Source organism: Pedobacter sp. Leaf132 (genome assembly GCF_920984695.1).
Lineage (GTDB): Bacteria > Bacteroidota > Bacteroidia > Sphingobacteriales > Sphingobacteriaceae > Pedobacter.
This window is the reverse complement of the sequence record NZ_CAKLBO010000005.1, coordinates 206,958-219,882: the sequence shown is the minus strand read 5'-3', so window position 1 is coordinate 219,882 and position 12,925 is coordinate 206,958. Positions and strand designations below refer to the sequence as shown.

The window sequence follows — 12,925 nt, the reverse complement described above, 5'->3', positions numbered from 1 at the left end:
ACTTATAACATAAATGCGTAACCTTTGGACTTTCATAAGCAGATATAACGCATTCTTCCTGTTCATTATTTTTTTTGTTATAGGGATTTACCTTACCATTAAAAATAATGCTTATCCACGCAGTGTAACCTTAAATTCATCTAACGAAGTTGTTGGAAATGCTTATGAGCAATTAAATGTGCTTAAAAGATACCTAAACCTTGGAATGGTAAATGATAGTCTTGCCGCTGAAAACGCAAAATTAAAATCGCAATTATTGGCTCTAACAACTATCGATTCTGCAAAAGATGTGAAGGTTAACGATACGCTTACCAACCAGCAATACACTTACCTTGCAGCAAAGGTTGTTAAAAACTCCATCACACTTAGAAATAACGTAATGACTATTAATAAAGGTTCAGTAGATGGTATTGAAACTGGAATGGCAGTTATTTCTCCCCAAAAAGGTGTAGTCGGATTTATCAGAGATGTTTCATTGCATTTAGCAACCATTCAATCCTTATTGCATAAAGACACTAAAATTAGTGTAACCATTAAAAAAAGTAATGCATTGGGCTCTTTGGTTTGGGGCGATAATAACTTCGACATCAGGAAAGCATTTATTAAAGAAGTGCCAAACCATATTAAGATGAACGTTGGTGATACAATAGTTACATCGGGTTTTGGAAAATTTCCGGCTGGTGTTCCTGTTGGTAGATTAAGTAAAACCGGTGTGGCAACTAATGATAATTTTTTATCGGGCGAACTGAGCTTATTTAACGATTTTGGTACATTACAGTATGTTTACGTTATTAAAAACAAATTGGCAAAAGAACAAGAAATTTTAGAAAACCCTGTTACTCCGAAATGAACAGCAGATTAATTATAGTAAACCTAATCAGGTGGTTCATCCTTTTATTTGTGCAGATATTTCTGCTTAAAAACATGGGCTTTTATGATTTATCTACGCCTTTTATTTACGTTTTGTTTATTCTTTTGCTGCCATTTGGCATCCCGAACATATTGTTGTATGCCTTAGCTTTTGCCACAGGTTTAACACTCGATGCTTTTTATGACACCATGGGCGTACATGCAACAGCTTGTACGGTAATGGCTTTTGTTAGAATATCTTTTATTTCAATCAGTTTAAACCGCGACGCTATTGACGATCCGGAACCATCACTAAGCTATATGGGCTTTCAATGGTTTGCGTTATATGCCTTTCTTTGTGTAGTATCGCACCATTTGGTTTTATTCTTTTTAGAAACATTTAAGCTAACTGAAATTAACTACACATTAATGAGATGCGGCTTAAGTTGTATATTTACGCTACTCATTATTTTACTTGTAGAGTTTATTTTCTATAAAAGAACATCTCGCTAATGGAGCAATTATTTAACAGGAAGTATATTATTCAAGGCTTATTTATTGTAGTTGCCCTAATTCTTCTGGCAAAGCTTTTTTATATACAAATTGTTAGTGATAAAGCATTCGTTTCGGCAGAAAGTAATGTATTAAAGAAAAAGTTTAAATACCCGGCTCGTGGTGCAATTCTGGATAGAACTGGTAAAGTTATCGTACAAAACGAGCCTGTTTACGATTTAATGGTTATACCTAATGAAGTTAAAGCTTTTGATACACTTGCACTTGCTAATGCATTAGAAATTTCGCTTGCAGATGCCCGCAAATTTATGCGCAAAGCGAGGGCGAAATCGCCATACCAGGCTACGCCTTTTGTAAAGCAAATCTCTGTTCAAAGTTATGCTCGTTTGCAAGAAATTATGTACCGCTTTCCGGGCTTTTCTACGCAAGACAGAACCATTCGCCACTATCCTGATAGCGTAGGCGGACAATTATTTGGTTATGTAAAAGAGGTTAGTCAATTAGATATTGAAAAATCAGAAAACTATTACCGCTCTGGAGATTACATTGGAAAAAGTGGCTTAGAACGTTCTTACGAAGAGGTTTTGAGAGGAGAAAGAGGTGTTGTAAATACGATTTATGACGTTCATAATACACCTCAAGGCAGTTATGCTGATGGTAAATATGATATTAATGCCATAGCTGGAGAACGTTTAATTTCAGGAATCGACATTCAGGTGCAAAAGCTTGGCGAAGAGTTAATGCAAAATAAAGTGGGTGCTATCGTTGCCATTGAGCCATCATCCGGTGAAATTATATCGATGGTAAGTAGCCCGGGTTACGACCCAAACTTATTAGTTGGTAAAGATCAAGGAAATCATTATATGGATTTAATTGGTAATCCATATCGACCATCGCTTGTGCGACCAATTCAAGGTTATTATCCTCCGGGTTCTGCTTTTAAACCCATTGATGCTTTAATTGGTTTGCAGGAAGGTGTTATCGACCCAAATACTACATTCTTTTGTCCACATTATTATCAGGCAGGAAATAGAAAAATTAAATGTGAGCACTTTGATGGTTCAATAAGTTTAAGGCGAGGTATTGCCAGATCTTGTAATACCTATTTCTGTTATGTTTTTCAAAAACTGATAACTAAAAATGGGATGAAAAATCAGCGTCAAACTTATCAGGAATGGCGGGATAAAGTGTCTAAATTCGGTTTTGGTGTTAAATTGGATATAGATTTACCTTTTGAAAAGAAGGGATATTTCTACAACAGCGACCATTACGATAAACTTTATGGTAAAAGATGGGGCTACACTAACGTGATTTCACAGGCTATTGGCCAGGGAGAAATTACAGCTACCCCACTTCAAATTGCCAATGCAATGGCTGTAATTGCCAATCGTGGATATTACATAAAGCCGCACTTAATTAAAGCCATAGGCGATAGAATTAAAAAGGAATATGTTGAGAAAAACTACGTTGGCGTAGATGCAAAACATTTTGAACCGGTTATAGATGGAATGCAGGATGCAGTAAATACTTCATGGGGTACGGCAGTACTTTCTCGCATACCAAATATTTTAATGTGTGGTAAAACCGGAACAGTGCAAAACTCAAGAGGAAAAAATCACTCTGTATTTATTGGTTTTGCGCCTCGTGATAATCCTAAAATTGCCATTGCTGTAATTGTAGAAAATGCTGGTTATGGCAGTACATACGCTGCTCCGATAGCGAGTTATATGGTAGAAAAATACATTACCAGACAGGTTTCCGGTGCAAGGGCTAATCAGGTAGAATGGATGAAAAGCCAGAATTTACTACCATTGATAATTGATAAATCGAAGAAACCTAAATTAACCAAAGCCGATAGTCTTTCTATTAAAAAGGCCGATTCTGCTAAAAGGATTCAAGATAGTATTCGCATAAAATCAGCTTCATCAAAAGAAGTGATTTCGGTACAATTAAATAAAAAAACAAAAGTAAATACCAATAAATAATGCAACAGCAGGGCAATCGCTTCTTTTTTAATGTAGATTGGATATCGGTGTTAATCTACATCTGCTTGTGCGCAATCGGCTTTGTAAATATTTATGCATCTATACCGCATCCAGAAAATTCTTCTGCCTTTGATTTTGGAAGCAGTTATGGTAAGCAACTGATTTACATCATAACCGGTTTAATATTAGGTTTATCTATTCTACTTTTTGATGGCAGATTGTTTAATGTTTTTTCTCCATTTGTATATGGAGGCACATTATTATTGCTAGTTGTTGTTTTGTTTGTAGGAAGAAATGTAGGAGGAAACCAAGCCTGGATACCATTAGGCTCTTTCAGGTTACAACCTTCAGAATTTGCAAAGTTTGGAACAGCACTATTTTTAGCGAGATATGTAAGCTCATTTAATCCAAAATTCAGAGATTTTAAATCGATATTTTTTGCTGCAATAATTGTTTTAGCACCTCTGGCCTTAATTATGCTTCAGCCAGATACCGGTTCGGCACTTGTATTTTTAGCCTTTATGTTTCCACTGTATCGCGAAGGTTTGTCTGGTTATTTTCTATTAATATTTTTAGGAATGATTGTACTTTTCGTGGCCGACTTTTTGGTTCCAAGTGCAATATTAATTGGAATTATAATCGCCGTTGCCGGATTATTTATTTATGCTAATAAGCGAAAACAAACCATAATTATAACTACAGTTATGGTTACCGTGATTGCAATAGCCTACCTGTTTTTGGTAAAAGTTGCCTTCAATAATATTTTGGCACCGCATCAGCGTACTCGTATTGAGCTAATGCTCGGATTAAAAACAGATAATAAAGGTGCCGGGTATAATGTAATTCAATCGCAAATTGCTATTGGCTCCGGACAAGCAACCGGAAGGGGCTTTTTGCAAGGTACGCAAACAAAATATGGCTATGTGCCCGCTCAAAGTACAGATTTTATCTTCTCTACAGTTGGTGAAGAATGGGGATTTGTTGGCTGTTTTGTTATTATTGGCTTGTTTATTTTTTTATTATTGAGGTTAATAAATCTTGCCGAGCGACAGCGCTCTACTTTCTCCAGGGTTTACGGATATAGTGTTGCTTGCATTCTATTTTTCCACGTATTTATTAATATTGGTATGACGATTGGAATAATCCCCGTAATTGGCATTCCATTACCTTTTATAAGCTATGGAGGTTCTTCTCTGTGGAGTTTTACAATCTTACTTTTTATTTTTCTTAAGCTGGATTCGAACAGAATGGGATTTATTTAATCTGTTATGAGTTTTCTACTTATAAATTAACTGTTATAAGTTGCCTTTTGTGATGCTCTACCCAGGATAATGTTGGATTATAATTATTTTTACTGCATTTTTTATAGTTAATGCTCTACTCCTAAACGGGTCCAAAACAGACAACTGAACCTAACTAAACCTTCTGTTTAACAATTCATAAAACTGATCTACCGTTGCTTGCTTTGCAGCCCAATTATTTTTGCCGGCATAGTTATTCTGTAAAAAACTATCAGCTGATTCAAAATTTGGCATTTTATTTACGATATCAATAGCTTCAGAATAAGCAAGGTTGTAGCCTCCAAATAAATCCTTAATAAATAAAAGCTTTTCGTTTAAGTTTATAGCCTGTTTCAAATCCAAAACTGGTGCCTTTGCTGGTTCTGCTTGCTGATTTGTTTTTGCCAAAAGATCATTCAATGTAGGTGTTTTTACTTCCTCAACTGGTTTAGGTTTTACCGGAACCGCTTGCGGAAAGAATGCAGGCTTTTCTTCAACTGCCGGAGAAATGATTGAATCGTCAAACAATTCTACTGGCTTAAATGCTTCAATTGGTTTTTCTACATGCGGTTCTTCTGCTACAGTTTCAATTTCTGGAGGTGCTTCAACAGGTTCATCATGTGGCATTAAGAAAGGTTCAGGACCAACCTCATCCTCATCTCCACCAGTAGGCTCATCAACTTGTTGCTCATCTTTTTCATGAATACGTTTCTTTTGCGCTAAAATCTCTTCTTCAGCTCTGCTTAATGGTCTGTCGAAAATCTCATCTGTCGATTTTTGTTCATAATCAAATTTATCATCAGAACTATGATTATTCAAAACAAACTCAAAAGTATTCTCTTCATTATCAGGCTTAAAGAAATTCTGACTTAAAATTTCATCAGCCTTTTCTTCATGAATTTTCTCCTCATCAATAATTTCCTGCTCAGGTTGAATATCTACACGTTCTTCTTCTTCCTCAGCAGTAATAACTTCAGGTAACTCAGCAGGGTCAAAACATTCCTCAGCTTCTTTATAGCTTTTTACGTCAGGCAGAATTATCGTATTTTGCTCATTTAAAAGAAGTGACGAATCTGTTTCAATAAAAGTAGGAGAAGGCTCAGTGTGGTTTAGCTTTTTTATAATTCGAACATGGTCGGCCAAAAAATCGGCATTAGCTAAGAAAAGTTCAACCTCAAGTTCATTTAGCTTTTCAGGATTTTGGCCTAAAAATTCGTACTGTTCATTAAGTTCTGCTAAAATGCTTCCTATCTTTCTGAATATATCTTGTTGATTCATCATAAACTATAAACGATTTTTTAACTGATTTATGTTTGTAACTAAACGTTCAAAAATAACACTTAATTAATGATAACGAAGCGTTATATTTAAAAATCAAGCATTAGAAAGAAACACAACCAGATTTCGAATTTGTTTTATATTTATTTATAAGAATTATTTTCATGTGTTGCAGAAATAGCATGTTCAACATTTTTTTCTAATGTTTTCTTCCCTTTATTCCAGGTTTGAGGTGATGCTAAATCTTCAATAATATGTTCGTACTGTATTGGTAGTTCTGGTAAAACATGCTCAAAATCTTTAAGGTCATTTACAAATTTAAACGAGTTCATGTCACCATATCCCCTAAGTTGTTTTACCTTCAACAATAAGTTATCTAAAGTCTGTAGTTTATCGCTATTCTCCATAAATGGGCTTAAAATGTAATATAAATCGATTAACGTTAGGCATTTTGTTGGCGATTTACGCAAATGATTAGTCCTTAGATTTTCAGAAATTTATTTTTTGAACGATTATTGCAACCATATTACAAAAGCAATTTTCTGATTAATTGGCAACTGGCTTCTTATCGATTCAGATATTTTAATAACTTTGAAACTCATTTAAATAAATCTAAGCGCATATATTAAACCATGTTATTTAGCGAACAAAATTTTAGAAGAAGGGGCGAATTTTCGGGCAGTATTGAAGTTGTTTGCGGTTCGATGTTTTCAGGAAAAACGGAAGAATTGTTAAGAAGGTTAAAAAGAGCGCAGATTGCAAAATTAAACGTAGAAATTTTTAAACCACGAACGGATACACGCTACCACGATTCTGCAGTCGTATCTCATGATTTAAATTCAATCAATTCAACACCTGTAGATAATGCCTCGGCAATTTTGCTGCTTGGAACAAATACGCAAGTGGTTGGTATTGATGAAGCACAGTTTTTTGATGATGAACTGCCTGCTGTTTGTAATAAACTTGCAATGAGAGGAATAAGGGTTATTGTTGCCGGTTTAGATATGGATTTTACAGGTAAACCTTTCGGTCCAATGCCTGCATTGATGGCCATAGCAGAACATGTAACTAAAGTAAATGCGGTTTGTGTGTGCTGTGGAAATCCTGCACTTTATAGTTATAGAACTGTTGAAGATGAATCGACTGTTTTACTCGGCGAAAAAGAGAGCTACGAACCACGCTGTAGAGCTTGTTACTATACAGATAAAAGCTAAGTACCCTTATGCAATCTACACCGTTTAAAAATATTTCTATTTTAGGTTGTGGCTGGTTTGGTTTTGCATTTGCAAAAAAGCTGGTTGAATTAGGTTTTGCTGTAAAGGGCTCTACCACTACGAAAGAAAAGTTGGAGTTATTATCTGCTGAAAAGATTAAGCCTTATCTGGTAAATTTTACAGCAGAACATATAGAGGCAGCCGAAGATTTTTTTGAAGCTGATGCCTTATTCATCTGTATTCCACCGAAACGAAATTCTTTGGAATTAAATGATTACCCGAATAAAATTAAACTTATTCTCGAATCAGCGAAGCATAAAGTTAAAAATGTAATTTTGGTTAGTTCTACCAGCGTTTATGGCGATGAAAACAAAACCCTAAACGAATATGATGATACACATCCAGATACAGATTCAGGGAAAGTAGTTTTACAAGGCGAGCAGATTATTCGACATGTTTATCCATCCAATTTCACCATAATTCGTTTTGCGGGATTATTTGGCCCGGAGCGCAACCCAGGTAGATTTTTTGCAGGTAAAACTGCAGTGCCAAATGGTTTAGCACCAGTAAATTTAATTCATCAAGATGATGCAGTTGGTATTGCTTTGGCAATTATACAAAAGCAAGCTTTCGGCAGAATTTACAATGCTTGTGCACCGCAGCACCCATCAAGAAAAACATTTTACACTAAGGCAGCTACAGATACAGGTTTACAAATACCAGGATTTCTGGAAGAAAAAACCGATTGGAAAATTATCGAAAGTGTAAATGTTCCAAGATTTTTGAAATATGATTTCAAGGTTGGAATTTAATTAAACCGAAAAGACTACCAATCCAACTCCTGTTTTTTAACAAATTGTAGCGGCTTATGAAATATGGTTTACTGTTGTCTTGCAAACTCAAACTGCATTCAGGCATAAGCCTATAATTCCTAACAAAACAAAATAAAATTTGAAAGGGAAAAGTATTAACTCAACAAACCGAGCAAGTCTTTTTTCGTTAAACCTTTGAAAAAACTACCATCGCTTTGAATTAAATTTTTAACCAAATCCTTTTTAACTGCCTGCAGTTTCATAATCTTTTCTTCAATAGTATCTGGACAAATTAAACGTACAGCCATTACATTTTTATGTTGCCCGATGCGGTAAGCCCTATCAATAGCCTGGTTTTCTACTGCCGGATTCCACCATGGGTCTACTAAATATACATAATCTGCCTCAGTTAAATTTAAACCAGTACCGCCGGCCTTTAAACTGATTAGAAATACCGGAATTGAACTATTCGACTGGAAATCCCTCACCACTTCTTCCCTATTTTTTGTTTGCCCGGTTAAATATTGAAATTTAACACCCTTCTCAATCAATCTACGCTTGATTAAATCCAGCATACCTACAAATTGAGAAAAGATTAATATTTTATGGTTTTGAGCTTTGCCCTCAATTTGCTCAACCAGTACATCAATTTTCGAAGAAGCCTGGACGTAAGATTTACCATCAGCAAGTAAAGCTGCCGAGTTGCAAATCTGCCTTAAACGGGTAATACTTTTTAGCACATGCATAGAACTTTTTGGCAATTCATCTTCGGCTTTGCCTAAAATATAATCCTGAATTTCTTTTTTGTTTGCCTCGTAAACCTCTCTTTGCTCTGCACCCATTTCGCAATAAAGTACTATTTCCGTTTTGTCTGGAAGTTCTTTGGCAACCTGCTCTTTGGTTCGCCTTAAAATAAATGGTTTAATTTTATTTTGAAGTTCTTTAGCCCTTTTACTATCCTTAAACTGGTCTATCGGTGTAGAATATAAATCGGCAAACTGTTGTTTGCTACCAAATAAACCCGGACAAGCAAAGGATAACTGTCCGTATAAATCGAAAGTATTATTCTCTATCGGTGTGCCCGTAATGGCAACCTTATTTCTGGATTGCAACATTCTAACGGTTTTGTAGCGCTGCGATTCAGGGTTTTTAATATTTTGAGATTCATCCAGAAAGATATAATTAAAGCGAAAATCTTTAAGGAAACGAATATCAGAAAGTAATGTTCCGTATGATGTTAAAACAACTTCAAAATCATCAAAATCGGTTGTTACCCTGGTACGTTCATTGCCATAAATGGTTTTTACTTTGATAGATGGCGCAAACTTTTCAATCTCGGCTTTCCAGTTAAAAATTAAAGACGCAGGTACAATAACAAGATTTACATTTTCTTGTACTTTTTCTCGTTGTGATAAAATGAAAGCGATAATTTGTATGGTTTTACCCAAGCCCATATCATCTGCCAATATGGAACCGAAATTAAAATCATCAAGAAAATTTAACCAGTTTAAACCTTCATGCTGGTAAGGACGTAGTTTGGCATTAAGCTGTTTGGGAATTTCTACAGGTTGAATATGCTCTGGCCCGTTAAACTTTTCTTTTAATAGTTTTATTTCGTTTATTACATTTCCATCCAGCAATGCTTCTTCGTATAAATCATTTATCGAAGCAAATTTTATTTTTGGGGTCAGCAAAGCATCGTCGGTAATTTCGGCAGCATTAAAATAACTGGTAAATTTTTCAATCCATTCCTGTGGCAAAATACCCGTTGTACCATCATCCAGCGTAACAAATTTGCTTTTGTTACGTATTGATTTATGGAGGTATTTAAGTGCAACGTTTTGCTTTCCGAATTTAACTTTAACTTTGGTTTCAAACCAATCTGTTCCGCTTAAAACCTCAATATTTATATCTGGTTTATGCTCATTAAGTTTATTGTTTTTGAGTTGGTTGAAACCTAAAATATGAATATCCTTTTTTCGCCAGGTATCAAAAGCATCTAAAAACCAAAGCTCTTCTAAAAAACGTTTTCTGTGTAAATAATAAGAATCGTTGGTTTCCTGATCGTAAAAATATGGATGTTGCCTTATAATATCTGCCGTAAACTGAAGTTCTGCCTCTTCATCCCGATGCAAGGTAAAAACGTTACCAAATTTATCCTGCGCCTGAATTTTTTTCTTCGATAGAACCGGAATCTCCATATTGCCGTACTTCATTACGGGAGTAATCAATATATAATCTTCAGATTCTGAAAGATAAACAAGCTTTTCGTTTTCCAAATCGAATCCTTTTTCTTCAATTTGTTTTGGCGTTGCAGGTTTTAGGTATGAATAATCTACGTGTATATTTCCTTCTAAGGGGATGAGGATATTTCGCTGAAATTCTTCGTATTTATTTTTATGAATAACCAGGCGATTACTTTGTTTAATAAAAAAATTAATTACCCTAACATAATGTGCTTTATGAATTAAGTATAGATGGTTATTAAGCTGCACAAAATATTGGTATTTAATGGCTAAAGCATCTAACTGATAATCGTTTCCGTTAATAAACAAACGCCCGGTAATTTCGAAAAAATCGTCTTTTTGATTAACCTGGAGCCGCAAATCCATTTCGAGTAAATGAAGATGGAAAGGCACTATTGATGAAGCCTGAAGGTTTGCAGAAAGTTTATCATCATGTAAATAAACCGGAATATTTAATGGATTTTTAGCAACAGCGGCCAGGGCTTCCAGCTCAATATCGATTTGCTCAGTAGCATAGTTTTGATGAAATCTGCTCAGTCCACCGAAATATTTGAGTGCTTCGCTTTGCTCCGTTTTAAAAATTAAATCAGCAGGATTTACCGCCTTAAACGGATTTTTAACTTTTCCGCTTTTTGTGATTTCGGTTTCAAATAAATTTAAGGTTAGGTTGCCATAGTAGCGGTGCGGACTAAAAACAAGGATGAGATTGCCACTAACAGGCTTTAAATTTTTTGAAGCAAAATTATTCTTATCTGAAGGAAGTAAAACCGATTGTAAGTTTTGCTGCATTTCTGCACTAAAGCCTTGTAAAGCTTTATTTTTGGGTTTTATCTGCAGGCTTTCATTTTCAATTTTTAAATCGAAAAATTCATCCAGATTCGCTTCGTTTTCCAGGCCGTAATCTTCAGCAATTTTAACTAATTTTTGTTTACGCAAAACATCATCAAAGAAAATGCGCAAATCATCAAACTTTAAAATATTATATAAAACCTGTGCCTGATGGCTGCAAAGTTTAGTTTTTGGTGTTTCGCACCTGCAGGTAAGTTTAACAGAATATTCATTTTGCTGAACCAACACAATTAGAAAATCATTAGCGGTTGGCAAGCTAAAGGCTGCAAAATTCAACTCTATTTGTTCCGGCTTTATGTTGTAAAAACCCTTGGCATCGGTAAATATTTGCTGGTTTAAATGCTTTAAAATAAGGGTTTGACTGAGGTTTTTGAGGTTGAAATCTGATAAAACATAATCACAAAAACTCGCTTCCCTTTCCTCACTTCCGATATTATTTTGCTGCATTTAATGGTTAAATATTAAGAAAATAAAAGTAAGATTTTTTAGCGCTTTATTAAAGCATTAACCTTGGAAAGAAGTTTATTATGAATTTTTTGCCTATTCTATTTAAAGATAGATGCAAATAAAAAAACCAGAATTGATTTTAGCCTTTAAAGAGTAAAAATCAATTCTGGTTAAATATCTTAAACAGTAGATTAAGCTAGCACTGATAAAGGATTTTTAAACCAATAAGCTTTTTAAATCCGCTGGAGAATAATTTATAGATTTTAAGGTTTTATCGTCTGCTTTTCTGAAAACCAAAAACAATCCATCAACTTCTTTATAGTAAGATTCTGTATTATCTTTATCCAAATAAAACTGAATGGTCTGTTCGGCTTCTTCTACCGTTTTACAAGCCTTACTCATGTTAGAGCGATGTACTTCATCAAAAAGTGCTTTAAACCTATTACCTAAGCCAAACTCGTGGATTGCACCTGCCAAAACATACTGTAAATCGCAAAGTGCATCAGCAACTTCAACTAAATCATCATTATCTACAGCTTCCTGCAACTCCTTTAATTCTTCCGCTAAAAGCGATATCCTCAAATTAGCACGTTGTTTGGAAGGGATAACCGGTGTTTCTAAAATAGGATGTTTAAAGGTAGTATGAAATTCTGCAACCTGATTTAATGAATTCGTTTCCTGCATGGTAATTGTTTGGTTTAATTGTAGGCTGCAAACTTAAAAAATCTTTCTCACATCACTTCCCTTCGCGTATAATTTTAAAAAATCCTTCGCGGTAAGTATCTCCTATCGGGATAGATTGGTCGTTAATGTAAAGTGCATTACCATCAACCATTTTTATTTTTTCGAGTGAAATAATGTAAGATTTATGAACACGGTAAAATGGCGGTTGTGGCAATTGGGTTTCTAATTCTCTAAGTGATTGATAGGTCACGATTCTTTGGTTGGCGGTGTAAACCGATACATAATTCTTTAATCCTTCTATGTAAAGAATTTCGTTATAGTTTACTTTGATAAACTTATTTTTGGTATCGCCTTTAATAAATATAAAATCGCTGGCAGCAGTTGGTGCATTTAAAATTTCTACCTGCGTAGGCGAAATAATTTGCTGTGCTTTTAACGATGCCTTGTAAAACCGCTCATAAGAAATCGGTTTAAGCAAATAATCAACCACATCAAACTCAAAACCATCAAGCGCATATTCTGGATAAGCAGTGGTTAGAATTACCTTGCATTTATCGCCACAAATTTTCATGAACTGTATTCCTGTTAATTCTGGCATTTGAATGTCCAGAAACACCAGATCGACCAAACCATTTTGAACCATGTTTAAAGCCTCAAAAGCATTGGTTGTGGTGCCAACAAGCTCTAAAAAAGGTGTTTTAGAAATAAACGTAGCAATTATATCTGATGCATAAGATTCATCATCAACAGCAAGGCAGCGGATCATAG

At 34.9% G+C, this 12,925-nt stretch carries 11 protein-coding genes; 6 read left to right on the top strand and 5 right to left on the bottom strand.

The genetic code is table 11. The annotated features are described in order from the left end of the window. Nucleotides 1–13 precede the first annotated feature (13 nt). Genes mreC through rodA form a run of 4 tightly spaced genes read left to right on the top strand, consistent with a single transcriptional unit; the run spans nucleotide 14 to nucleotide 4,609 of the window. Nucleotides 14–850, top strand: a complete 837-nt coding sequence (gene mreC, locus LUA86_RS11740; protein WP_231462430.1) for a rod shape-determining protein MreC — start codon at nucleotides 14–16, stop codon at nucleotides 848–850. After that, nucleotides 847–1,362, top strand: coding sequence for a rod shape-determining protein MreD (locus LUA86_RS11735; RefSeq protein ID WP_231462428.1), 516 nt, complete (start codon nucleotides 847–849; stop codon nucleotides 1,360–1,362). Before mreC ends, LUA86_RS11735 begins: the two co-directional genes overlap by 4 nt. Beyond that, nucleotides 1,362–3,347, top strand: coding sequence for a penicillin-binding protein 2 (mrdA, locus tag LUA86_RS11730; protein WP_231462421.1), 1,986 nt, complete (start codon nucleotides 1,362–1,364; stop codon nucleotides 3,345–3,347). Before LUA86_RS11735 ends, mrdA begins: the two co-directional genes overlap by 1 nt. Then, nucleotides 3,347–4,609, top strand: a complete 1,263-nt coding sequence (gene rodA, locus LUA86_RS11725) for a rod shape-determining protein RodA (protein ID WP_231462419.1) — start codon at nucleotides 3,347–3,349, stop codon at nucleotides 4,607–4,609. The genes mrdA and rodA overlap by 1 nt, the downstream gene beginning before the upstream one ends. Before the next feature lie 150 nt (nucleotides 4,610–4,759). Here rodA and LUA86_RS11720 read toward each other — a convergent pair whose 3' ends face one another. Continuing rightward, the gene (locus tag LUA86_RS11720; protein WP_231462417.1) at nucleotides 4,760–5,908 is read right to left on the bottom strand and encodes a hypothetical protein; all 1,149 of its coding nucleotides are present in this window, start codon (nucleotides 5,906–5,908) and stop codon (nucleotides 4,760–4,762) included. A gap of 140 nt (nucleotides 5,909–6,048) precedes the next feature. Beyond that, complete coding sequence (locus tag LUA86_RS11715) at nucleotides 6,049–6,312, bottom strand: hypothetical protein (RefSeq protein WP_231462415.1); 264 nt, start codon at nucleotides 6,310–6,312, stop codon at nucleotides 6,049–6,051. Between the two features lie 225 nt (nucleotides 6,313–6,537). On the opposite strand from LUA86_RS11715, the gene LUA86_RS11710 reads away from it, so the two are divergent. Both LUA86_RS11710 and LUA86_RS11705 read left to right on the top strand, forming a co-directional pair. Continuing rightward, on the top strand, nucleotides 6,538–7,119 hold the full coding sequence (locus LUA86_RS11710; RefSeq protein WP_231462413.1) for a thymidine kinase: 582 nt from the start codon (nucleotides 6,538–6,540) through the stop codon (nucleotides 7,117–7,119). Nucleotides 7,120–7,127: 8 nt separating this feature from the next. Beyond that, the gene (locus LUA86_RS11705; RefSeq protein ID WP_231462411.1) at nucleotides 7,128–7,931 is read left to right on the top strand and encodes an NAD(P)-binding domain-containing protein; all 804 of its coding nucleotides are present in this window, start codon (nucleotides 7,128–7,130) and stop codon (nucleotides 7,929–7,931) included. A 155-nt stretch (nucleotides 7,932–8,086) separates the two neighbouring features. Here LUA86_RS11705 and LUA86_RS11700 read toward each other — a convergent pair whose 3' ends face one another. The 3 genes from LUA86_RS11700 to LUA86_RS11690 form a co-directional block, all read right to left on the bottom strand. Further along, nucleotides 8,087–11,473 (bottom strand): DEAD/DEAH box helicase, encoded by a 3,387-nt coding sequence (locus tag LUA86_RS11700; protein ID WP_231462409.1) that lies wholly within the window; start codon nucleotides 11,471–11,473, stop codon nucleotides 8,087–8,089. Nucleotides 11,474–11,689: 216 nt separating this feature from the next. Next, on the bottom strand, nucleotides 11,690–12,157 hold the full coding sequence (locus LUA86_RS11695) for a nucleoside triphosphate pyrophosphohydrolase family protein (RefSeq protein ID WP_231462397.1): 468 nt from the start codon (nucleotides 12,155–12,157) through the stop codon (nucleotides 11,690–11,692). Between the two features lie 52 nt (nucleotides 12,158–12,209). Then, complete coding sequence (locus LUA86_RS11690) at nucleotides 12,210–12,923, bottom strand: LytTR family DNA-binding domain-containing protein (protein ID WP_231462389.1); 714 nt, start codon at nucleotides 12,921–12,923, stop codon at nucleotides 12,210–12,212. Between the last annotated feature and the right edge of the window lie 2 nt (nucleotides 12,924–12,925).